This is a genomic window from Streptomyces sp. NPDC016459, from assembly GCF_040632845.1.
Taxonomy (GTDB): Bacteria; Actinomycetota; Actinomycetes; order Streptomycetales; family Streptomycetaceae; genus Streptomyces.
Genome location: NZ_JBEYCR010000010.1, coordinates 20,240 through 41,866, shown reverse-complemented (window position 1 = coordinate 41,866; position 21,627 = coordinate 20,240). Strand labels below are relative to the sequence as shown.

Genomic DNA, 21,627 nt, shown 5'->3' with positions numbered 1-21,627 from the left:
TCTCACTGCTGTCCGTATCGCCGCAGGTCGGGTCGCCCTTATGTGCATAAGACACTCTTTCGGCGTATCGTCGGGTGGATTCCCTCATCGCCGACGCCTCGGGAGAGCGTGTGCCCCGCTCCAGGACCGACCAAGCCCCGACGCACCGCGCGGAGCGCCGACCGCGTCTCCGGGCGACGGTCATCGCGACAGCAGTGGTCGCCGTCGCCGCGGGCGGGCTGTACATGGCGGGGCTGCTCGCAACCGGTGACGACATATCCGCAGGCACCCGGATCGCCGGTGTGGACGTCGGCGGGATGAGCCGGGCCGAGGCCCGCACCAAGCTCGCGGCGCAGGCGCCGGCCGCGTGGAGCGCGCCGATACCCGTGCGGATCGGCGACCGCACCACGACCGTGGAGCCCGCCTCCGCCGGTCTTTCGGTGGACCTGGAGAAGACCGCCGACGAGGCGGCCGACCCCTCCCGAGATCCCGTCACCGTCATCGGGCGGCTCTTCTCCTCCGGTGAGCGTGACCTCCGCCCCGTGTTCGCTCACGACGCCGAGAAGACGCGGGCGGCCGTGGCCGGGCTGGCCGAGAGGAACGACCGCGAGGTGCGCGAGGGATCGGTCGCCTTCCGTGGGGGCAAGGCCGTCGCGACCCAGTCGGTCACGGGCCAGAGACTGGACACCGGGCGGGCCGTCGAGACCCTGCGCGCGGCCTATCCCGCCACGGGCACCGCGCCCGTGACCCTCCCCGTCACCCTGACCGAGCCGAAGCTCCCCGCGGCCGAGGTGACCCGCTTCCTCGACACGTACGCGAAGCCCGCGATGTCCGGCCCGGTGACGCTCACGGCGGGCACCGACCGGCTGCGGATCTCCCCCGCCACCCTCGGCGACCACCTCACGGTGAAGGCGGCGAGCGGCCGGCTCAGCGCCGCCCTCGACGCCGAGGCACTGCTCCGGGACCCCGACGTGGCACGGCCGGTCGCCTCGCTGACGGGCGCGCCCGTGGAGGCCACGCTCGGGGTGCGGGACGGCAAGGTCGTGGTGGAGTCCGAGGGCCGGCCCGGTCGCGAGGTGACGTCGAAGGCCCTCGGCGACGCCGTACGCCCGCTGCTCACCGAGACCGGCGCGGCCGCCCGTACCGCGCCGGTGGTCACGACGGCCACCCAGCCCGAGCTGACCGCCGCCTCCCTGGCCCGTCTCGGCATCACCGAGCAGATGTCGACGTTCACGGTGGACTTCCCGACGGCGCCGTACCGCACGACGAACATCGGACGCGCCGCCGAGCTCATCGACGGCTCGGTCGTGAAGCCCGGCGAGGTGTGGAGCTTCAACAGGACGGTCGGCGAACGCACCCCGGACAACGGTTTCGTCGACGGCACGATGATCCTCGACGGCCAGTACCGGTCCGCGCCCGGCGGCGGTGTGTCCGCCATGGCCACCACCGTCTACAACGCCATGTTCTTCGCCGGGGTCAAGCCCGTCGAGTACGGCGCCCACTCCTTCTACATCGAGCGCTACCCGGCCGGCCGGGAGGCGACCGTGGCCTGGGGCAGCCTGGACCTGAAGTTCCGCAACGACTCCGGGAAGCCGATCTACATCAAGGCGGACGCGACGGACTCCTCCGTGACCGTGAGCTTCCTCGGGACGAAGAAGTACGACTCCGTGGAGGCGGTCGCCGGACCGCGCACCAACCTCAAGGAGCCCGCGAAGCGCGAGGGCACCGGCGAGGCCTGTATGCCGCAGGAGCCCCTGGAGGGCTTCGACATCGCCGTGGACCGGGTGTTCAAGGACGGCGGCGCCGAGGTGAAGAGGGAGACCTTCACCACCCACTACACCCCGCGCGACGAGGTGATCTGCGAGTGACCCGGGGGTGCCCGGCGGGCACCCGCACGGCCGGAAAGGTGTCTTCCGATACGGCCGGGGCATGACTCCGGAGCACGGCCCACCAGGCCAGGGCCGCCCGCTACCCGTCGGAGGCACGCCTTGGCGCAGCGCAGCGACCCCTTCGAGCGTCTCCTCGGCGACGCTGTGCGCGCGGGCGTCTGCCCCGGCGCCGTATGGGCCGTGGGTGACGCCCGTACGACCGTGTCGGAGGGGGCCGTCGGGCTGCTCGACCCGGCCCGCCCCGACGAACCCACGCGTCCCGACACGCTCTTCGACGTCGCCAGCCTCACCAAGATCCTCGCCGTCTGGGCGGTGACCGGCACCCTCGTCGACGCCGGAAAGCTCGATCTTGCCGCCCCGCTCGGTTCGTTCTGGCCCGAGGCGGCGGGACGCCCCCTCGCCGGGGTCACGCCCCACCACCTCCTCACGCACACGGCGGGGCTGCCGCTCCGCTCCAATCTGCGGCACCTGTACGGCTCCGACCCGCAGGACGTCCGGGACGGCGTCCTCGCCGAGCCGCTGCGGCACCGGCCCGGGCAGGCCGTCGCGTACACCGACCGGGCCGCGCTCATCCTCGGCTACCTGGCCGAGCACCTCACCCGGCGGCCGCTCCCCCGCCTCGCCGAGGACCGGGTCTGGAGCCCTCTCGGCATGACGGAGACCCGGTACGGCCCCCTGCCGGCCGTGGTGAGGGAGCGGTGCGCGCCCACGGAGTACGACGAGGAGAGCGGCGCCCCGCTCCGGGGCGTCGTCCACGACTTCTCGGCCCGGCTCCTCGGCGGCGCCTGCGGGATCGCGGGGGTGTTCACCACCGCCGCCGACATCGGGCGGTTCCTGCGCCACGTCCTCGCCCCGGTGCCCGGCGTCTTCTCCGCCGACTGGACGGCCGCCTCGCTCCGCGTGCACACCGGCGGGCTGGTACCGCCGCGCGGGCTGTTCTGGCATCCGGCGCCCGGCACGGCCCCCGCGGACGACGTCTGGGCCCACTTCGGCTTCACCGGCACGGCCCTGTGGGTGTCGCCGGCCCGCGATCGCTGGGCGGTCCTGCTCACCAACCGGCTCCGGCTGACCCGCGACGCCGAACCGCTCACCGGGGTCAGGAACGCCTTCCGGACCCTCGCCTTCCACTGACGGGCACCGGTGACCCGCACCCCCTGATGGATCAGACGAGCCGGGGGTTACCATATGAGCGCCGCCTAGCTCGAAAGATAATCTTGTGACTGTCAATGACGACTCGTTCACCAGTTGGAAGAACCGCGAGGAGATCGCGGAGTCGATGATCCCGATCATCGGGAAGCTGCACCGGGAGCAGGACGTGACCGTCCTCCTCCACAGCCGCTCCCTGGTGAACAAGTCGGTGGTCAGCATCCTCAAGACCCACCGCTTCGCACGGCAGATAGCCGGCGAGGAGCTGTCGGTCATCGAGACGCTCCCCTTCCTCCAGACGCTCACGACCCTCGACCTCGGCCCGTCGCAGATCGACATCGGCATGCTGGCCGCCGAGTACAAGACCGACGACCGCGGACTCTCGGTGGCGGAGTTCACCGCCGAGGCCGTCGCCGGTGCCACCGGCGAGAACAAGATCGAGCGCCGTGACGGACGTGACGTCGTCCTCTACGGCTTCGGCCGCATCGGCCGTCTCGTCGCCCGCCTCCTCATCGAGAAGGCCGGTTCGGGCAACGGTCTGCGTCTGCGCGCGATCGTCGTGCGCGGCGGCGGCGAGCAGGATCTCGTGAAGCGCGCCTCGCTGCTGCGCCGCGACTCCATCCACGGCCAGTTCCAGGGCACGATCACGGTCGACGAGGCGAACAGCACCATCGTCGCCAACGGCAACACGATCAAGGTGATCTACGCGAACGACCCCTCCGAGGTCGACTACACGGCGTACGGCATCGAGAACGCCATCCTCATCGACAACACCGGCAAGTGGCGCGACCGCGAGGGCCTCTCCAAGCACCTGCGCCCCGGCATCGACAAGGTCGTCCTGACCGCGCCCGGCAAGGGTGACGTGCCGAACATCGTGCACGGCGTCAACCACGACACGGTGAAGCCGGACGAGCAGATCCTGTCCTGCGCCTCCTGCACCACCAACGCGATCGTCCCGCCGCTGAAGGCCATGGACGACGAGTACGGCGTGCTGCGCGGCCACGTGGAGACGGTCCACTCGTTCACGAACGACCAGAACCTCCTGGACAACTACCACAAGGCCGACCGTCGCGGCCGGTCCGCGCCGCTCAACATGGTGATCACCGAGACCGGTGCCGCCTCGGCCGTCGCCAAGGCGCTGCCGGCGCTGAAGGCCCCGATCACCGGCAGCTCGATCCGCGTCCCCGTCCCGGACGTCTCGATCGCGATCCTGAGCCTGCGGCTGGGCCGCGAGACCACCCGCGAGGAGGTCCTCGAGTACCTGCGGGACGTCTCGCTGCACTCGCCGCTGAAGCGACAGATCGACTTCACCACGGCCCCCGACGCCGTCTCCATGGACTTCGTCGGCTCGCGTCACGCGTCGATCATCGACGCCGGCGCGACCAAGGTCGACGGCGACAACGCGATCCTCTACCTCTGGTACGACAACGAGTTCGGCTACTCGTGCCAGGTCATCCGGGTCGTCCAGCACGTCTCCGGCGTGGAGTACCCGACCTTCCCGTCCCCGGCGGTCTGACCCGCCACCCCGCCCGACGGCCCGACGGCGCGCCGCACCTCCTGACAGGGGTGCGGCGCGCCGCTCGTCGTGGGGAGCCGGAGTGAACCGCCCACGACGGCCCGGCGTCCCTCCCTCCATGAAGACGTTCGGGCACGGGATGCGCCGGCTGCTCCTCTTCGCGGTGCTCCAGGCCCGGTGCTGCGCCTTCGCGTTCGCGCTCATCGGCGGCATCGCGGTCTCCACCCTGCTGCCCGAACTGCCGATCGCGCGTTACGACCTGCTGCTCCTGTACGGGATCGGGCTCACCCTGCTCGCGTGGAAGGTCGGCTGGGACACCGGGCGGGACGTCGCCGTCATCGCAGGCTGCCATGTCATCGGCCTCCTCTTCGAGTTGGTCAAGGTACGGATGGGCTCCTGGAGTTACCCGGAGGACTCGCTGGCGAAGGTCGGCGGAGTGCCGTTGTACGGCGGTTTCCTCTACGCGGCCCTCGGCAGTTACGTCTGCCGGGCGTGGCGCCTGCTCGACCTGCGGCTCACGGGCTACCGGCCGCGTGTCACCGCAGTCCTCGCCGGTGCCGTGTACGTCAACTTCTTCAGCCACCACTGGCTGCCCGACGCGCGGTGGGTCCTGGCCGCGCTGCTCCTCGTCGCGACGGCGGGGACCTGGGTGCGGTTCCGGGTGGGTGAGCGGGATCACCGGATGCCGCTGGCCCTGTCGTTCGTCCTGATCGGGTTCTTCCTGTGGGTCGCGGAGAACGCGGCCACGTACGTCGGCGCCTGGAGCTATCCGAACCAGCTGGACGGCTGGCAGCCCGTGTCCGTCGCGAAGTTCGGCGCGTGGGCGCTGCTCATCACGGTCACCTTCGTCCTGACGGCGCACCGGGGGCGGCCACGGGCCCGGTCCCGGCGGCCGTGAATCCGTGGCAGACCCGCCGCCGAGGGGAGTAGGCGATTCCGTGCACTCCCCCGACCGACGTGCTAGAGTCACAGCAGTTGCAGTCGTGGTTCCCAAAGAAACTTACAAGTGCCTTTGACGATTCGACATCGTCAGGCACTTTCTGTGTTTTCGGTGCAGTTTTCCGGACGGGGCAATCATCACGGCGACTCCGGGTTTCGCACAGTGCGGACCCCTGGGCTACGCCCCGAAGGAGATTTAACATGGCTAACGGCACCGTGAAGTGGTTCAACGCTGAAAAGGGCTTCGGCTTCATCGAGCAGGAGGGTGGCGGCCCGGACGTCTTCGCCCACTACTCCAACATCGCCACCTCTGGCTTCCGTGAGCTCCAGGAAGGCCAGAAGGTGACCTTCGACGTCACGCAGGGCCAGAAGGGCCCCCAGGCGGAGAACATTCTCCCCGCCTGACGTTGACACGTCCGACGCAGCTGGGGCCCTCACCCATGTGGTGAGGGCCCCGGCTCGTTGCATTTTCCAGGCATTTCACGGACCGGACGCCGATTCCCCTCCCGTCGGCGCGGCCGGATCCGCACGCATACGGCGTTCGGTACGTTCCTGTAATTCATTGGGCCGACAGCCCGTCGCGAATTCCTCGAAGCGCACCGTCTCGAGGAAGGCCCCCATGGACAGCACGCACAGCACCTCCCGCACCGACAAGGCACGACGCGCCGCCGCGGCGCGGGACGAATTCGCGGTGACGGCCTCCGTCACCCCCGCCCTGCCGCCGGCAGCCACCTTCGCCGAGCTCGACCTGCCGGCCGAGGTCCTCGGCGTGCTCACAGGTCTCGGCCTCGACGAGCCGTTCCCGATCCAGTCCGCGACCCTCCCCGACGCCCTCGCGGGCCGCGACGTCCTCGGGCGTGGGCGGACCGGCTCCGGCAAGACCCTCGCGTTCGGCCTGCCCCTGCTCGTACGCGTCGCGGGGCGCCGCGCCGAGGCCCGCAAGCCGCTCGCGCTGGTCCTCGTGCCCACCCGTGAACTGGCCCAGCAGGTCACCGACGCACTCGATCCCTTCGCGCGCGCCCTGCAGGTGCGCCTGGCCACCGTCGTGGGCGGCATGTCGATCGGACGGCAGGCCACGGCGCTGCGCGAAGGGGCCGAGGTGCTGGTCGCCACACCGGGCCGGCTCATGGACCTCGTCGAGCGCAAGGACTGCCGCCTGGACCGGGTGGGCGTCACGGTCCTGGACGAGGCCGACCAGATGGGTGACATGGGGTTCATGCCGCAGGTCACCGAGCTCCTCGACCTGGTGCGTCCCGAGGGCCAGCGGATGCTGTTCTCGGCGACGCTCGACCGCAACGTCGACCTGCTCGTCGAGCGCTACCTGACGGACCCGGTCGTCCACTCCGTCGACCCGTCGGCCGCCACCGTGTCCACCATGGACCACCACGTGCTCCAGGTCCACGGCGCCGACAAGTTCGCCACCGCCACGGAGATCGCGGCCCGTGACGGGCGCGTCATCATGTTCCTCGCCACGAAGGCCGCCGTCGACCGCTTCACCAGGCACCTCCTCGGCAGCGGTGTGCGCGCCGCCGCCCTCCACGGGGGGAAGTCCCAGCCGCTGCGGACCCGCACCCTGGAGCGCTTCCGGAGCGGTGAGGTGCCGGTCCTCGTCGCCACCAACGTGGCGGCGCGCGGCATCCACGTCGACGAGGTCGACCTCGTCGTCAACGTCGACCCGCCGGCCGACCACAAGGACTACCTGCACCGGGGCGGGCGCACCGCCCGCGCCGGTGAGTCCGGCGCCGTCGTCACTCTCGTCACCTCCGAGGAGCGGCGGGACGTGGCGCGTCTGATGGCCGAGGCCGGAATCCGTGCCGAGGTCACCCAGGTCCGCTCGGGCGAGGCGGTACTGAGCCGCATCACCGGCGCGCGTACCCCCTCGGGCGTCCCCGTCGACGGCAGCGCGCCCAGCAAGGAGGGCCCCAAGCGCGGCGGCGCCGCCTTCCGGGGCATGGGCACCGTCCCGGGCCGCCCCGGCCGCGCCAAGAACGAGTCCCGGCGGGCCGCGGAGGCCCGTAAGACGGCCGAGGCGCGCCAGGCCGCGAGGATCCGTCGCGGCGGCTGAGGGCGTCGCTCCCGCCTGGCGGGGGGCACGGAGCGACGGCGGGAGCCGTCAGTGCAGCGGGAGCCGTACCTCGATGGTCTTGCCGCCTCGTGGCGGGAGACGGAGCCGGATCTCCAGCGCGAGCAGTCTGATCAGGGGCCAGCCCAAGCCGCCCTCCCCCAGGCCGACGTCGCGCTTCCTGCCATGTCCGCCGGTGAGGTGGGGCAGCTCGCCACTCGCGTCCGCGACGGTGATCGTCATCGCGCCGCGGTCGCACTCCACTCCGAAGCCGGTGAGGCCGCCCCCGTGCCGCAGTGCGTTGCTCACCAGCTCGGACGTCACGAGGAGGGCGTCCCCCAGGGCGTTCGGGGACGGCGGGCTTCCCGTACCGGCCACGGCCCGTGCGAAGGCCTCCGCGACCTGGGCCCGCGCACCGGCGGCGTCACGCGGAATCCAGGAGCGGACGCTGTCCGGCGTGCGCTGCCCTGAGGTCACTGATCTGCCCTCCCGGTCTCTCGTTCCACCCGGCCGGTCGTCCCTTCACGGGGCCCCTGCCCCGACCCGCGCGTCGCACTCCCTTTCCCCCTCGTACGAGTGGCGGGACCGAATTCGTGCGATGACACGAAGATCTTTGCGGGATGGATGCGGCGAGGCGGTCGGGGGCAGACGCGGCCTACGGCCATTCGGGTGACGAGGGCTGCTGGACCGGAGGGTGAGTGGGATGACTGAGCGTGACAACGGGCGGGGCCGTGACGAGACCACGGACGAACGCGCGGACCGGCAGTGGCAGGACGTCCTGCAGGAGATACGGGTGGCACAGACGGGTGTGCAGATTCTCCTCGGATTTCTGCTGACCGTCGTCTTCACCCCCCGGTTCGCGGACCTCGGCTCCACCGACAAGACGATCTACATCGTGACGGTGATCCTGGGCTCGCTCGCCACGGGCGCGCTCATCGGCCCGGTCTCCTTCCACCGTCTCGTCTCCGGACGCCGGCTCAAGCCCCAGGCGGTCGCCTGGGCGTCCCGGCTCGTCATGACCGGGATCCTGCTCCTGCTCGCCACCCTCACCGCCGCGCTCTTCCTCATCCTGCGGGTGGCCACCGACGACTCCCTCGTCGCCTATCTGGTGGGACCCGTCCTCGCCTGGTACCTGCTGTGCTGGTTCGCCCTGCCCCTTTGGGCCCGGCGCCGGCACGGGTCCAACACCGACGAGTGACGGACGGCGCCGCGGGTAGCCGCACGGCGAAACCCCCGCCGGACGCGCCGGAAGGAGAAGCACCATGCCTCGTGGTTCCAGCCCCAAGAGGGAACGGCAGTACGAGCACATCAAGGAGAGCGCGGAGGACCGCGGCGAGAGCCCCGAGCGCGCCAAGGAGATCGCCGCCCGCACGGTGAACAAGGAACGGGCCCGGCACGGCGAGTCCAAGACATCGAGCAAGCTGTCCCGGGAGGACATGTCCTCCGGCGAGCGCGGGGGCCGGCGCTCCCACAGCGGCGCCGAGGGGCGCACGTACGACCAGCTCTACGAAGAGGCGAAGCGGCGCAACATCGACGGCCGCTCGAAGATGAACAAGGCCGGCCTAGAGCGCGCCCTCGGCGGCGACGGCTGAGACGACCGCCGACCGGAGCGGCCGCCCCTCGGGCGCCCCGGGTCAGCGATCCTGGACGCGCCGGAACGGGCGGTCCGCCTCCAGCGCGAACGCGACCTCCAGCAGGGTCCGTTCGCTCCCCGGCCGGCCCGAGAACATGACGCCGACGGGCAGCCCCTCCTCCGTGGCGCTCGCGGCGGGCACCGAGATCGACGGCGTACCGACGACGTTGTTGACCGGAGTGAAGGCGACGTACGCGAGGATCCGGTCGATCAGGGTCCGGTAGGGGACCGTCGGGCTGAGGTGGCCGATCTCCGGTGTGGTGTGGGCCAGTACGGGTGTGAGGATCAGGTCGAGTCCGCGGAACGCCGCCGCGTACGCCTCCCTCGTACGTTTCAGGCGCCGCAGCACGCCCGGTGTGCGCCGCCAGCCCTTCAGGTAGTCCTCGCGCAGTCCACGGCTGAGTCCGTCCATCCGGCGCCGGTCGAAGTCCGCGCCGAAGGACCGGCCGGTGACACCGAGGAGGAACGACAGCATCCCCCAGTAGCTGAGGAAGTCCTCGGTGAAGCGGGGGTCGAGGGTCAGTTCCACCGGTTCCACGGTGTGCCCGAGCCGCTCGAGCGTGGTGGCCGTCTCCCTCACGGCCGCCCTTGTGGCGGTGTCGGCGGAGACGCCGTTCGGCGAGTCGAGCAGGAACCCGATGCGCAGCCTTCGTCCGGAGGGGCCCTCCACCAGGCCCACGGGCGGCAGCCGTGGGTTGCGCCAGTGCGCCTCGGCGGCGGCGAGGAACGCGGCGGTGTCCCGGACGGACCGGCTCACGATGCCGTCGGAGACGATGTCGAGGGGGAGCTGCCTGCTCTGCGCGTTCGTCACGACCCGGCCTCGGGTCGGCTTGAGGCCGACGAGTCCGCAGCAGGCGGCCGGGATGCGGATCGAACCGCCCCCGTCGTTGGCGTGGGCGATCGGCACCGCCCCCGCGGCGACGAGCGCCGCGCTGCCGCCGGACGAACCACCCGCCGAGTAGCCCGTGTTCCAGGGGTTGCGCACGGGATCGGCGCCGTCGTACTCCGTGGCGGGGCTGAATCCGAACTCGGGCAGCCGGGTCTTGCCCAGGACGGTGACTCCGCTGCTCAGGAACTGCCGGGTGAAGGGCGCGTGCCGCCGGGCGACCCTCGGGGTGAAGGCGGCGCTGCCGTGGCCGGTGGGCAGGCCCAGGTAGTCGGTGTTGTCCTTGACGAACGTCGGCACAGCCGCAAGCACACCGCCCTCCCCGCCCGCCGCCCGCGCGGGAGGGTCGATGTGGACCTGGACGGCGCGGAGCCGCGCCTCGACGGCCCGCACCCGCTCGGCCGCGTCCCGGGCAGCCTCCGCCGCGCCGACCTCACCCCGCCGGATCGCGTCGGCGAGGCCGACGGCGTCGTACTCCCCCAGCGCGTCGTCCCGGTAGGCGTGCACCGTCGCCCGTTCCTCGAAAGTCGTCACCGCTGCCTCAGCCCCCGGCCGTGTGGATGGTCGACCGCAAGAATGCCCTACCAGCCGGTAACACGCGAGGGGTTCGGGCTCCGCCCTCTCCCCGCGGAGCCGGACGGGCCGGTGCAGAATGACCGCATGACCATGGAGATCACCCCCGTGCGGGTGTTGCGAGTCGGTGCCGCGCCGGAACCGGCGGCGCCCCTCGCGAACGGGACGGTGGCGCTCTGGCTGCTGCGGGTGGCGGCGGATCCCGAGGCGTACGGCCTCCTCGACGCCGAGGAGCGGCGGCGGTGGAAGGCGCTGAAGCGGGAGGACGACCGGACGCGGTACCTCGCCGCGCACGGCGGTTTGCGGCGTCTGCTCGGGCGCCACCTGGACGTACCGCCGGGCGAGGTGGCGTTCGTCAGGGAGGACTGTCCGCTCTGCGGCGGGCCGCACGGCCGGCCGGCCGTGCGGGGCGGGGGCGTCCACTTCTCCCTCTCGCACAGCCGGGACCTGGTCCTCGTCGGGATCGCCACGAGACCGGTGGGAGTGGACGTCGAGGCGTACCCGGAGGCCGGGACGTCGGACCTCGTCGCGGTCAGCCTGCACCCGAGGGAGCGGGAGGAGTTCGCCCGGCTGCCCGTGGACGGCCGGCCCGCCGCGTTCGCCCGGTGCTGGGTGCGCAAGGAGGCGTATCTCAAGGGCACGGGCGAAGGACTCGCCGGCGGGCTTCGGCGGACGTACGTCGGCACGGGCCCCGACCCGGCGGCGGTGCCGGGGTGGTCACTGACCGACGTACCGGTCGCGCCTTCCTTCGCGGCGGCCGTCGCCGTACGGGAGGGCCCCTGACGCCCCGCCGGATGGTGGTCGGGTGAGCACCTGCGGCGCGGTCGGACGCCCCTCACCTACCGGCCGATGGCGTCGAGGCCCTTGCCCAGGTCCTCCCGGTTCATGACCGGTGAGTACGTGATCTTGGCGCCGAGCTCCATGAAGAAGGGCTCGGAGAACTTCGGCATCTGGGAGGGGTCGGCCATGTCGAAGAAGAGTTACGCCGTCCGGCAGCCACTCTCGGTGCCGAAGTAGGCGGCCTCGGGACGGAGTTCGCTCAGCGCGCTCTCCATCGTCTTCTGCAGGGTGCCCTGCCTGATGGCCTCGTTGGAGGCCTGTGTGTCCATCTGAACTTTCAGCAGCATGCGCATGGCGCGGCCTTTCGCGACCGGGCAGGCGCGCCGTCGGTACGCCCTCGACACCCGGACGCCCTTCCTTCCAGCGTCCTCCTTCGGGGACGGGGGGACCACTCGGGCGGCCTGGTCGGGGCAGGGGCCGATCAGGGCGGTTCGGTGACCGGTCTCAGTGGCCCGCGAGTTCCCCGGTGAGCCTGGCGTGGAGGTCGGAGCTGAGGTGGTTGAGGCCGGTGATCTCGACCGTCTTGCCGCGCTGGGCGTACTTGTTCTCGATGGCGTCGAGGGCGGCGACGGAGGAGGCGTCCCAGATGTGCGCCGCGCTCAGGTCGATGACGACCTGGTCCGGGTCGCCGGCGTAGTCGAACTGCCCGACGATGTCGTTGGACGAGGCGAAGAACAGCTCGCCGGTGACCCGGTAGACGACGGTGGCGCCGTCGGGGGCGGTCACGGGGGTGACCTCGGCGAGGCGGGCCACGCGCTTGGCGAAGATGACCATGGCGGTGACCGAGCCGACGACGACACCGACGGCCAGGTTGTGGGTGACCACGACGCAGACGACGGTGATCACCATCACGGCGATCTCCCCGGCGGGCATCCGCCGGAGCGTCTTCGGGGCGACGGAGTGCCAGTCGAAGGTCGCGAACGTCACCATGATCATGACGGCGACCAGTGCGGCCATCGGGATGTCGGAGACGAGCGGACCGAAGACGACGCACAGCACCATCAGGAACGCGCCCGCGAGGAACGTCGACAGCCGGGTGCGGGCGCCGGAGACCTTCACGTTGATCATCGTCTGGCCGATCATGGCGCAGCCGCCCATGCCGCCGAAGAAGCCGGTGACGATGTTCGCGACGCCCTGGCCGATGGACTCGCGGGTCTTGTTCGAGGGGGTGTCGGTGATGTCGTCGACGAGCTTGGCGGTCATCAGCGACTCCATCAGACCGACGAGCGCCATGGCGAAGGCGTACGGGGCGATCGTCGTCAGGGTGTCGAGCGTGAACGGCACGTCCGGCAGCCCCGGCACGGGCAGCGAGGACGGCAGGTCGCCCTTGTCGCCGACGGTCGGGACGGCGATGGCCGCGCCGACGGTGATGGCGGTGAGGATGACGATGGAGACGAGGGGCGCGGGGATCACCGTGGTGATCCTCGGGAAGAACACCATGAGGGCCAGACCGCCGACGACCAGCGGGTACACGGCCCACGGCACGTTCCGCATCTCCGGGATCTGGGCCATGAAGATCAGGATGGCGAGCGAGTTGACGAAACCGACCATCACCGAGCGCGGAATGAACCGCATCAGCTTCGCGACTCCCAGCGCGCCCAGGATCACCTGGAAGACACCGGCCAGGATGACGGCGGCGACCAGGTAGCCAAGGCCGTGCTCGCGGTTCAGCGGCGCGATGACGAGCGCGACGGCGCCGGTGGCGGCCGAGATCATCGCCCGCCGGCCGCCGACGACCGAGAGGACGACGGCCATCGTGAAGGAGGCGAACAGGCCGATCGCCGGGTCGACACCGGCGATGATCGAGAAGGAGATCGCCTCGGGGATCAGCGCGAGCGCGACGACCAGGCCGGCCAGCACCTCGGTGCGCCACACCTTCGGATCACGCAGCCAGTCGAGCTTCAGACCACGGAGGTACGCGGCCGGGGACAGAGCGGAAGCAGCAGAGGACAAAGGAGGGAAACCTGTCGGGCTCGGGGCGGGGCATGACGAGGCCCGGCAGCACGGGGCGTCACAGCGGACGGACGGAATCAGTGGGCGTCGGCGGCTCGCGCACGCTTCCGTCCCGCTCACTCCCGCCGGATACGGTTCTTCACCGGGGGCACCGTCGACCCCGACACGTCAGCGGGAAGGCGACGGCACGCCGCTTTCACCCTCGGCAACTCTACTCGCCGTACGACGCCCGTCCCCGTACGGTGATCATGCCTGCGTCACCGGAGGGGCCGTCATCACCCAGCGGAGGCCGCCGGTGATGGCACGGCCCCCCGGACGGGCCAGCGGCAGCAGCAGCCGGGTGGCGGCCGGCGGATCCAGGGACGTCCTCGCCCAGGCGGGCAGCAGCTCGACCGCCGCCGCCGCGAGGAACGCGTAGGGAAGCCTGGCGAGTGCCGGCAGCGGTGGTTCCGAGAGCAGGAAACGAGCCGCCGCCCTGGACGCGGGTGTGGCCCGCAGCTCCGGCCGGTACTCGGCCAGGCGCGTCGAGAGGCCGGCGCGGGTCCCGGGCGGGCGCTCCGCGCCCAGACGCCGCGCGACCTCGGCCATGTCGGCCACGTAGCCGTCAGCCGCGGCCGGGTCGAGCGGAGCCCGTCCGTACCGTTGGTGAGCCTGGAGGAAGCACGCCGTCTCGGCGACGTGCACCCAGCCGAGGAGATGCGGGTCGGAGGCGCGGTACGGCACGCCCTCGGGCGTCGTTCCCCGGATCCGGTCGTGCACCTCGCGCACGCGTGTCACCGCCGCTTCCGCGTCCTCGCTGGTCCCGAACGTCGTGACGGCGAGGAACGTGCTGGTCCGCTGGAGACGCCCCCACGGGTCGCCCTGGAAACCCGAGTGGGCCGCGACCGCCGCCATCGCGGTCGGGTGCAGCGACTGGAGCAGCAGGGCGGCGAGGCCGCCGATGTACATCGACGCGTCCCCGTGCACGGTGCGGATGGGGCGGTCGGGGCCGAACCAGCGCGGGCCCGGCGTGCCGTGGATGCGCGCGCGTGTGCGATGCGCCTCGGGGCCCGCGACCCGGTGGAGCAGGGACTCACCGGCTCGCTCCCGCAGGGCGAGGACGTATGACGGAGACCGAGGCACACGTCCAGTATGGCTCCCGGCCGACCCGCGCCCCCCCTGCCGCAGCCGCGACGGTCACCCGGATGCGCGCGCCGGGCCGCGCATGAAGCCATCCGCGGAGGGCAGCCGCCCCCGTGGCGGCGGGTGTGCCGGCGTCCGTACCGCCACCGCCGTCGGTCGAGTGGTCGGCGGAACCGAGCGGCGCACCGCCGTACTCGGAGGCGAGCGGTACGTCATGTGGTGCCCGGAGGCGATCGATGAGCTTTCCCCTGCCCGACAGCGTCGACGCCCTCAAGGGCATGATCGGCCGTGAGGTCACCTCACTGCGCGCGACGGTGCGCCGGCACACGGAACGCCCGGTGGGCCGGACGACCGGTGCGGACATGACGTCGCCGTTGCAGTCCCTGGCGGTGCTGCCGCCCTCCGCGGAGACGGACGGGGCAACCCGGTGTCTGTGCGGCACCCACGAACCCGGCGGCAGCGGAGTCTGCTCGGTGCTCGCCGCGATCCCGGTCTCCGCGGTGTTGCTCGAACCGGTGTGGGGCGATGCGGCGGCCGTTCTGGACTTCAGGATCGTGGCCGGCAACCGCGTCAGGTCGGCGGAGTGGCTGGAGCCGCCGGACCACCAGGTCGGCCAGCGGTTCCTGGAGGCGCGGCCCGGCGCGGCGCACTCCGGTCTGCTGTCCGCCCTCGCGGACGTGGTGGACACGGGAAAGCCCCTGGACGGTCTGGTGGTGGACTACACGGAGCAGCGGCTCGGCCGGATCCACCGCACTCCCCTGCTGTACTCCGCCGCCAGGTGCGGGGAGCAGGTGCTGGCGACGTGGCGGCCCGTGCAGACCCAGGCGGAGCTCCTCACCATCGACGCCCAGTTCCTGGCGTCGATGGGGTGGGGGAACTGGGACCTGCTCTCCGGGAAGGTGACCTGGTCGGAGGGGCTGAGCCGGATCTTCCACGCCGACGTGCGCATGCCGTGGACCCTGGACCAGCTGTGCGACGCGCTGCTGCCGGACGATCTGACGGCGTTCTCCGAGTTCCTCACCTCCGTGCTCGCGGGTGAGGAGCCCGCATGGACCCGGATCCGTTTCCTGGTCCTCGGCGAGGTCCGTACGCTCGACCTCCTCGGGCGGCCCGTCACCGGGACGGACGGCCGGACGTGGGCCGTCAACCTGGTGGCCCGCGACCTCACCCCGCAGATCCGCAGCCGTCGGCGCCTCGCCGAGACGGAGCGGGAGTCGGACCGGCTGCGGCGCATGACGGAAGCCGAACGAAAGGTCGCGGACGCGCTGCGCGAGGCGATCCTTCCCACGCACTCGGAGGCGCTCGCGGCGGTCGGCCTGACGGTGGCCGCCTCCTACCGGCCCGTCGAGCCCGACGCGGCGGTGGGCGGCGACTGGTACAAGTGCCGGCTCCTTTCCGACGGCCGGGTGCTGGTGGCGATCGGCGACGCGTCGGGGCACGGTCTGGACGCCGTCGCGCGGATGGCCCAGCAGCGACACGCGCTGGCCGGCCTGGCCCAGACGGGATCGTCGGCCGGGGAGATCACGACCTGGATGAACGACCTGGTGTGCAGCGATCCCACCGGGCACACGGCCACGATGGTGGCCGGCCACCTCGACGAGGACAAGGTCCTGCACTGGGCCGACGCCGGCCACCCCGCGCCACTCCTGCTGCGCGACGGACGTGCCGAGGCGCTGGCGACGGAACAGCGCGGTCCGCTCCTCGGCGCGCTGCCGGGGTACGCGTACGAGACCTCGTCGACCCCGCTGCTGCCGGGCGACATGTTGGTGCTCTACACCGACGGCATGGTCGAACGGCGGGGCGAGGACGTGACCGTGGGCATCGACCGGCTGGCCGCCGCGGTCGAGGCGTCGTCCCCGGCGGCCCCCAGCAGGTGGTCGACGCGCTGCTCGCTGATGCGGAGATCGCGGGGCACGAGGACGACGCGTGTGTCCTGGCGATCCGCGTGGAGTGACGGAGGGGGTCGCGTGACGGCGGGGGGGGTGACTCCGCGGGGGTGCAGCTCCGGGGGTGGGCCTGTCGGTCAGTCGCCGAGGAGGCGGCGGGCTTCCGAGAGGAGGCGGAGGAGTTCGGTGCGGGAGGGGTCCTCGGCGGTGTCCGGGGGCGGGGTCGGGAGGCGTGGGGTGTGCGTCAGGAGGACGTTCAGGGCGACGGCCGCCTGGCGGGCGAAGAGACACAGCAGGTCGAGCTCCGTCAGGCTGGACCGGGCCTGGGGGGACGGGTCGAGCACCTCCAGAACCCCGAGGACCCGGTTCCCGTGGATCAGGGGGGCGGCCATCAGCGCGTTCGGCACGTAGCCGGTGGACTCGGCGATGTCCCGGTCGAAGGGCGCGCCGCCGTGCAGGTCGTCGACCACCATCGGCTCCCCCGACGCGGCGACCCACCCGGCGATCCCCCGGCCCGCCGGGAAACGCCGGCCGACCAGGAAGTCCTGGCCCTGCCCGGAGACGGCCTCGAAGACGAGCTCGTCCGCCGCGGCCTCCAGGAGCAGGATCGAACTCGCCTGGGCGCCGAAGAGGGCGCGCGCGGTGTCCACCACCGACTGGAGCAGCTCCTTTATGGCCGGATCGGGCCGACGTGCCGCGGAGGCTATGGGGGTGATCGTCTGAGCCATGGGGGTTCCCTTCCGGCGCCGGTCGTTACCGGCGTCCGTGGACACGGACGTTGGCCGCGGACAGATACAGGGCGTTCTTCAGCTGGAACGGCGTCAACCGGGGGTGACTCGACAGGATCCGCGCGCACAGCCCCGCGATGAACGGCGTGGCGAAGCTGTTGCCGGAGCTGCGGATCGACGTGCCGCCGAGCCACGCCACCCGGACCCGCTGGCCAGGGGCGAAGAACTCCACCGGCGGCTCGGGGTTGTAGAGGTGGAGGTCCGGGTCGTCCTCCTGGTGGCTGCCCACCGAGATCACCGAGGAGAAACGCCACGGGAAGCTCTCCACATGGGTGTTGTGCGCGGAGGCGACGATCACCGTCTGCTGGAAGTACGCCTCGTCGGCGAGGCGGCGCAGCTCCTCCACGAAGCGGTCGCTGCTGGTGGACAGGCTGAGGTTCACCACGTCGAACCGCTGCCGCACGGCCCACCGGATGCCTTCGAGCAGGACGTCCCCGCTGCCGGAGAAACGTTCTCCCAGCACGCGGACGCTGGTCAGCTCGCAGTCCGGCGCGGTACGCCGGATGATCCCGGCGCAGGCGGTGCCGTGACCACAGGCGTCGCCCTCGTCCGTCTCCTCGACGTGGACGCCGTCGTCGTCCTTGAAGACGCGCCACGACCCGTCGACCGGGCCGACCATGGGGTGGTCCCGCTCGACCCCCGAGTCGACCACGCAGACGCGTACGCCGCGGCCCGTACCCCCGAGGAGTCCGGGGCCGCCCCCGTTCGGGTCCGGCGGCCCGTCGGCCTCCACGGGCACATCCGCGGGCCCCCGCCCCCGCAACCCCCAGGTGAGCCCGGCCGCCGACCGCCGACCGGTCGTCATCGGGGGGCCTTGTGGGGGGTGGGGCGGGGGGTTTCGCGGGGGGCGGCCTCGCCGGGGGCGGGGCCGGCGACGGGGCGGGCGGTCTCGCCGGGGACGGGGACGGCGGCGGGCGCGGAGGCGGGGCGGCGTGCGCCGGACACCGCTCCGGTCACGGCCTCCGCCTGGCGTACGGCGGGGAGGTGGCCCTTCGCCGCGAAGTACGCGCGGGCATGTGTCGCCGCCTCGGCGGCCTCGGCCGATTGTCCGAGCGCGAGCGCCGTGCGCGCGAGGTCAAGGGCCGCGAGGCCTCGCACGATGGGCGAGTCGGTGCGGTCGGCGGTGGCAAGCGCTCGGGCGGCCAGGCGGGTGGCGGCCGTGAACTGCCCCCGTACCGCGGCGATCCGGGCACGCAGACCGTCGAGGTCGGCCGCCTCGGCGCGCGGCCGGACCGCTTCGGCCCGCGTCCCCTCCAGTTCGGCGAGGGCGGCGTCGGCGGTACGCCAGTCCCCGAGGTCCAGCCGGATGCGGGCGGCGTCGAGGAGGGCACTGCGCAGCAGAGGCGTGGCACCGAGTTCCCGGGCCGAAGCGGCCGCCCGCTCCAGACTCAGGAGCGCCTGGTCCGGGCGGCCGGCCAGGTCGGCCACGGTCGCGGCGAAGAGCGGCAGGAACGCGTCGGCCTCGGCGTACCCGAGCCGTTTCGCGAGCTGCTCCGCCTCCGCGAGGCAGGCCAGGGCCCCGTCACGGTCGTCGTGGAGGGCGAGGAGAACGGCCAGGGGACAGTTGAGCGTCAGGCGTACGGCCCGGCGTCCGGCCCCCTGGTCGGCGAGGAGTTCGCGGCAGCGGACGACGGCGTCCGCGACGGGTTGAGGACCGCGCCACAGCGAGACGCCCGTCGCGCCGAGGGCGGCGGCCCGCTCCGGCTCCGCGTCGGCGCGCACGGCGTGGTCGAGCGCGCGGGCCAGCAGCCGTTCCGCCTCCCGGTGCCGGCCCTGTTCCTGGGCACGCTGGGCGAGCCTCAGGCAGGCCTTGGCCTGACCCAGGTCGTCACCGGCCGCGGCGAAGACCGGAAGGGTGGCGCCCGCGGCTTCGGCGGACGACTCGCCCCTGCCTGCGGACGGGCCGACGGAGGCCAGGGCGAGACGGGCATGGGCGGCCTCCACGACGGCCTCGGCGACGGCCGCGCCGCCGGGGGCGTCGCCGGGGGGCGAGTCGTCGGGCGGGGCCGTCGGTGCCCCGGTCGGCGGCGCGCTCGGGGTGAGTTCCGCCAGTAGGGCTTCCAACAGGGCTCTGCCTTCCGTGCCGCGGCCCAGGTCGAGGAGTGTCTGGCCGAGGCGTCGTCGGGTCGCCGTGCTGCCCGGCTCGCCCGGCGCGTACCGGGCCGTGGCTCTCGCAAGGAGGTCGGCGGCCCATACCGGGTCGGCGTGGGCGAGCGCCAGCCGTCCGGCCTCGGCCAGCGCGTCGGCGGCGCGGCGGCGCAGTCCGTCGGTGTGGGGGTCCTGGGCGCCCAGCTCGACCCGGTAGCGGTAGGCGTGGTCCAGATGGGCGCCGACCGCCGCTCCGCCCCGTTCACGGACCGAGTCGAGGCGGGCCGCCCGTTCGTGCCGGTCGGCCCGGTCCATCTTGGACTGGCTGGCGTAGACGACCTCCTGGATGAGCCCTCCGGCGAAGCGGAAAGCCTCTCCGTCCGGCCGGATCAGGCGGTGCAGGACCAGCCGGTGCAGGGTGGACCGGACCTCGGAACCGGTCCACGCCTCCGCCGGGTGTCCGGCGAGCACGGTCAGCTCGTCGGCGGTGAAGTCGCCGCCCAGGACGGACGCCACTCCGAGGGCCCGGTGTTCCGGCGGGTCGAGCGCGTCGATCCGCGCGCCGATCAGGGCCTGGAGCCGGAGCGGAACAGCGTCCGCTTCCACCTGGTTCCCCGCGAGCAGCAACTGCTCCAGGTGCAGCGGATTCCCGCCCACCCGTGCCAGGACCCGTGGTCCGAGCGGCTCCCCGCTCCCCGCTCCCCCGGTGAGCTCGGCGGCCAGGAGCTGGGCCTCGTCGTCGGAGAGCCCACCGAGCGGCACGGCGTCCTGGGCCAGTTCGGGCCGGGTGTCGAACAGGTGCGGTCGGGTGAGGAGGACGATGAGGACGGCGGCGTCGGTGAGTGCCCGCAGCAGCCGTTCCAAGGTGTCGAAGAGCGGTTGTGCGGCCCAGTGGCAGTCGTCGATCACCAGCACGACGGGGTCCGTCGCGGACAGCTCGGCGAGGACCTTGGCGAGCGCCGCGCAGGTGTCCGCGGGTGAGGGCGTGGGCGTCCCGTCCAGGAGCAGTCCCCCGTCGAGGAGGTCCAGTTCGGGCGAGGGTGCGGGCCTGCCGCCGGTCTTCAGCAGGTCGGCCACGGCGTCGGCGAGCGGTCCGAGGCTGGGCTGTTCGCCACGTGCCCGGCAGCGTCCTACGCCGTGACGCGGACGGGCAGCCGTGGGCGCGACCATGGCCCTCGTCGCCGTCCCCCTCGATGTCTCCGCCCTCGTCCCCGTCACCCTCGGTGCCTTCGGCACCGCAGTCCGGTGGATCCACTCGCGTACGAGCCTCGTCTTGCCCTGGCCCGCCTCGCCTCCGACCACCAGACGGCCGGCCCGGCGCTCCCGTACCACCCGGGCCAACGCCTCCTCCAGCAGCGTGAGTTCGCGGGATCGACCCACGAAGCCGAGGTCGAAGCGGCGCAGCGTCTCCGGGTCCTCCTCCTCGTCCACCCCGAGCAGGAGGCGGGCGTGGACACGGTCGCTCTTGCCCTTGAGCAGCAGCGGGCCCCTGTCCGCCGTCCGGACGCCCGGTCCGGCCGCCGCCAGGGTGTCGGGTCCGATGAGGATCTCCCCCGGGGCGGCGTTCTGTTCCAGGCGGGCGGCGACGTTGACCGCTTCTCCGGAGACCATCGCCTGCCGCAGGGTCGCCGAACCCGTGACCACCTGACCGGTGTTGACGCCGATGCGCATCTCCAGGCGTACGCCGACGGCCTGCTCCAGCCGGGTGTTGAGCCCGGCGAGTGCCTCGCGCATGGCGAGGGCCGCCGCGAGCGCCCGGCGGGCGTCGTCCTCCCGTACCGTCGGCACGCCGAAGACGGCCATCACGGCGTCGCCGATGAACTTCTCCACGGTGCCGCCCTGGTCCTCGATCCGCAGCCGCATGAGGTCGAACCAGCGGAGCGTCACCGAGCGCAGGGTCTCCGCGTCCAACGCTCCGGAAAGGGCCGTGGAACCCACCAGGTCGCAGAAGAGGACGGTCACGACCTTGCGGCCGGTCGGTTTGGCCATGACCGGCCCGGGGGTGCTCGGACTGCCGCACGAGGGGCAGAACCGGGCGCCGGGCGGCAGTGCGCTCCGGCACGAGGGGCAGGGCATGGGTTCCTCCGGTGGACGCGGGACGGCGGGGCGGCGGGGCTCAGAACAGGGCGCCGCCCGCCACGTCGGCGTGGGCCTGTACCTCGGGCGCCGCCGCGTCGAGTCGTCCTCTGATGTCGACGAGCAGGGCCAGTTCCTCCCGGGTGAGCGCGCGCAGTACCTCGTGCTGTTCGTCGCTGAGGGCGTCGACGTCGAAGCCCGCGGCGGCGAGCGCCTCCACGGTGGGTTCGGAGAGGGGACCGGAGGACGGG

Annotated in this window: 19 protein-coding genes and 1 pseudogene; 10 read left to right on the top strand and 10 right to left on the bottom strand. The window is 72.5% G+C overall.

The window, feature by feature from the left end; translation table 11 throughout:
- Positions 1 to 110: 110 nt before the first annotated feature.
- The 6 genes from ABZ567_RS23090 to ABZ567_RS23065 all read left to right on the top strand — a co-directional run bounded on the left by ABZ567_RS23090 (position 111) and on the right by ABZ567_RS23065 (position 7,534).
- Positions 111 to 1,847: a VanW family protein gene (locus ABZ567_RS23090; RefSeq protein ID WP_360792879.1), complete on the top strand. Its 1,737-nt coding sequence runs from the start codon at positions 111 to 113 to the stop codon at positions 1,845 to 1,847.
- A 120-nt stretch (positions 1,848 to 1,967) separates the two neighbouring features.
- Complete coding sequence (locus ABZ567_RS23085) at positions 1,968 to 2,999, top strand: serine hydrolase domain-containing protein (RefSeq protein WP_360792877.1); 1,032 nt, start codon at positions 1,968 to 1,970, stop codon at positions 2,997 to 2,999.
- A gap of 85 nt (positions 3,000 to 3,084) precedes the next feature.
- Entirely contained in the window at positions 3,085 to 4,530 is a 1,446-nt protein-coding gene (locus tag ABZ567_RS23080; protein ID WP_360792875.1) for a glyceraldehyde-3-phosphate dehydrogenase, read from the top strand.
- Positions 4,531 to 4,648: 118 nt separating this feature from the next.
- Positions 4,649 to 5,428, top strand: a complete 780-nt coding sequence (locus ABZ567_RS23075; RefSeq protein ID WP_360792873.1) for a DUF817 domain-containing protein — start codon at positions 4,649 to 4,651, stop codon at positions 5,426 to 5,428.
- Between the two features lie 242 nt (positions 5,429 to 5,670).
- The gene (locus ABZ567_RS23070) at positions 5,671 to 5,874 is read left to right on the top strand and encodes a cold-shock protein (RefSeq protein WP_030218719.1); all 204 of its coding nucleotides are present in this window, start codon (positions 5,671 to 5,673) and stop codon (positions 5,872 to 5,874) included.
- Positions 5,875 to 6,088: 214 nt separating this feature from the next.
- Entirely contained in the window at positions 6,089 to 7,534 is a 1,446-nt protein-coding gene (locus ABZ567_RS23065; protein ID WP_360792871.1) for a DEAD/DEAH box helicase, read from the top strand.
- A gap of 48 nt (positions 7,535 to 7,582) precedes the next feature.
- Here the strand turns inward: ABZ567_RS23065 and ABZ567_RS23060 are convergent, their stop codons facing one another.
- Positions 7,583 to 8,008 (bottom strand): ATP-binding protein, encoded by a 426-nt coding sequence (locus ABZ567_RS23060; protein WP_360792869.1) that lies wholly within the window; start codon positions 8,006 to 8,008, stop codon positions 7,583 to 7,585.
- A 226-nt stretch (positions 8,009 to 8,234) separates the two neighbouring features.
- On the opposite strand from ABZ567_RS23060, the gene ABZ567_RS23055 reads away from it, so the two are divergent.
- The gene (locus tag ABZ567_RS23055; protein ID WP_360792867.1) at positions 8,235 to 8,729 is read left to right on the top strand and encodes a DUF6328 family protein; all 495 of its coding nucleotides are present in this window, start codon (positions 8,235 to 8,237) and stop codon (positions 8,727 to 8,729) included.
- A 64-nt stretch (positions 8,730 to 8,793) separates the two neighbouring features.
- Positions 8,794 to 9,123 carry a plasmid stabilization protein gene (locus ABZ567_RS23050; RefSeq protein WP_360792865.1) on the top strand — a complete coding sequence of 110 codons (330 nt, stop codon included), beginning with the start codon at positions 8,794 to 8,796 and terminating at the stop codon, positions 9,121 to 9,123.
- A gap of 42 nt (positions 9,124 to 9,165) precedes the next feature.
- Here ABZ567_RS23050 and ABZ567_RS23045 read toward each other — a convergent pair whose 3' ends face one another.
- Positions 9,166 to 10,584, bottom strand: a complete 1,419-nt coding sequence (locus ABZ567_RS23045) for an amidase (RefSeq protein ID WP_360792863.1) — start codon at positions 10,582 to 10,584, stop codon at positions 9,166 to 9,168.
- Between the two features lie 126 nt (positions 10,585 to 10,710).
- Here ABZ567_RS23045 and ABZ567_RS23040 point away from each other — a divergent pair, with 126 nt between their 5' ends.
- Entirely contained in the window at positions 10,711 to 11,406 is a 696-nt protein-coding gene (locus ABZ567_RS23040; RefSeq protein ID WP_360792861.1) for a 4'-phosphopantetheinyl transferase superfamily protein, read from the top strand.
- A gap of 56 nt (positions 11,407 to 11,462) precedes the next feature.
- Here the strand turns inward: ABZ567_RS23040 and ABZ567_RS23035 are convergent, their stop codons facing one another.
- The 4 genes from ABZ567_RS23035 to ABZ567_RS23020 form a co-directional block, all read right to left on the bottom strand.
- Entirely contained in the window at positions 11,463 to 11,591 is a 129-nt protein-coding gene (locus tag ABZ567_RS23035) for a hypothetical protein (protein ID WP_360792859.1), read from the bottom strand.
- Between the two features lie 12 nt (positions 11,592 to 11,603).
- Positions 11,604 to 11,756: a hypothetical protein gene (locus ABZ567_RS23030; protein WP_360792857.1), complete on the bottom strand. Its 153-nt coding sequence runs from the start codon at positions 11,754 to 11,756 to the stop codon at positions 11,604 to 11,606.
- A gap of 151 nt (positions 11,757 to 11,907) precedes the next feature.
- Positions 11,908 to 13,395 (bottom strand): SulP family inorganic anion transporter, encoded by a 1,488-nt coding sequence (locus ABZ567_RS23025; RefSeq protein WP_360793214.1) that lies wholly within the window; start codon positions 13,393 to 13,395, stop codon positions 11,908 to 11,910.
- Positions 13,396 to 13,662: 267 nt separating this feature from the next.
- A complete protein-coding gene (locus tag ABZ567_RS23020) occupies positions 13,663 to 14,538 on the bottom strand; it encodes an oxygenase MpaB family protein (protein WP_360792855.1) in 876 nt (291 codons plus the stop codon).
- Between the two features lie 236 nt (positions 14,539 to 14,774).
- Here ABZ567_RS23020 and ABZ567_RS23015 point away from each other — a divergent pair.
- Positions 14,775 to 16,334, top strand: a pseudogene (locus ABZ567_RS23015) (PP2C family protein-serine/threonine phosphatase); the annotation flags it as partial.
- Between the two features lie 227 nt (positions 16,335 to 16,561).
- Here ABZ567_RS23015 and ABZ567_RS23010 read toward each other — a convergent pair.
- From ABZ567_RS23010 to ABZ567_RS22995, 4 genes are all read right to left on the bottom strand, one after another.
- On the bottom strand, positions 16,562 to 17,152 hold the full coding sequence (locus ABZ567_RS23010) for a GAF domain-containing protein (RefSeq protein ID WP_360792853.1): 591 nt from the start codon (positions 17,150 to 17,152) through the stop codon (positions 16,562 to 16,564).
- Positions 17,153 to 17,177: 25 nt separating this feature from the next.
- Positions 17,178 to 18,017 carry a S8 family serine peptidase gene (locus tag ABZ567_RS23005; protein ID WP_360792851.1) on the bottom strand — a complete coding sequence of 280 codons (840 nt, stop codon included), beginning with the start codon at positions 18,015 to 18,017 and terminating at the stop codon, positions 17,178 to 17,180.
- Positions 18,014 to 21,289, bottom strand: a complete 3,276-nt coding sequence (locus tag ABZ567_RS23000; RefSeq protein WP_360792849.1) for an adenylate/guanylate cyclase domain-containing protein — start codon at positions 21,287 to 21,289, stop codon at positions 18,014 to 18,016. The genes ABZ567_RS23005 and ABZ567_RS23000 overlap by 4 nt, the downstream gene beginning before the upstream one ends.
- Before the next feature lie 127 nt (positions 21,290 to 21,416).
- Positions 21,417 to 21,596 carry an aroma-sacti cluster domain-containing protein gene (locus ABZ567_RS22995; protein ID WP_360793212.1) on the bottom strand — a complete coding sequence of 60 codons (180 nt, stop codon included), beginning with the start codon at positions 21,594 to 21,596 and terminating at the stop codon, positions 21,417 to 21,419.
- Between the last annotated feature and the right edge of the window lie 31 nt (positions 21,597 to 21,627).

Bases quoted from the DNA above. Each gene is read 5' to 3' on its own strand.
- ABZ567_RS23075 (WP_360792873.1), top strand. From the start codon at position 4,649: ATGAAGACGTTCGGGCACGGGATGCGCCGGCTGCTCCTCTTCGCGGTG.
- ABZ567_RS23070 (WP_030218719.1), top strand. From the start codon at position 5,671: ATGGCTAACGGCACCGTGAAGTGGTTCAACGCTGAAAAGGGCTTCGGC.
- ABZ567_RS23065 (WP_360792871.1), top strand. From the start codon at position 6,089: ATGGACAGCACGCACAGCACCTCCCGCACCGACAAGGCACGACGCGCC.
- ABZ567_RS23055 (WP_360792867.1), top strand. From the start codon at position 8,235: ATGACTGAGCGTGACAACGGGCGGGGCCGTGACGAGACCACGGACGAA.
- ABZ567_RS23050 (WP_360792865.1), top strand. From the start codon at position 8,794: ATGCCTCGTGGTTCCAGCCCCAAGAGGGAACGGCAGTACGAGCACATC.
- ABZ567_RS23040 (WP_360792861.1), top strand. From the start codon at position 10,711: ATGACCATGGAGATCACCCCCGTGCGGGTGTTGCGAGTCGGTGCCGCG.
- ABZ567_RS23035 (WP_360792859.1), bottom strand. From the start codon at position 11,591: ATGGCCGACCCCTCCCAGATGCCGAAGTTCTCCGAGCCCTTCTTCATG.
- ABZ567_RS23030 (WP_360792857.1), bottom strand. From the start codon at position 11,756: ATGCGCATGCTGCTGAAAGTTCAGATGGACACACAGGCCTCCAACGAG.
- ABZ567_RS23010 (WP_360792853.1), bottom strand. From the start codon at position 17,152: ATGGCTCAGACGATCACCCCCATAGCCTCCGCGGCACGTCGGCCCGAT.
- ABZ567_RS23005 (WP_360792851.1), bottom strand. From the start codon at position 18,017: ATGACGACCGGTCGGCGGTCGGCGGCCGGGCTCACCTGGGGGTTGCGG.
- ABZ567_RS23000 (WP_360792849.1), bottom strand. From the start codon at position 21,289: ATGGCCAAACCGACCGGCCGCAAGGTCGTGACCGTCCTCTTCTGCGAC.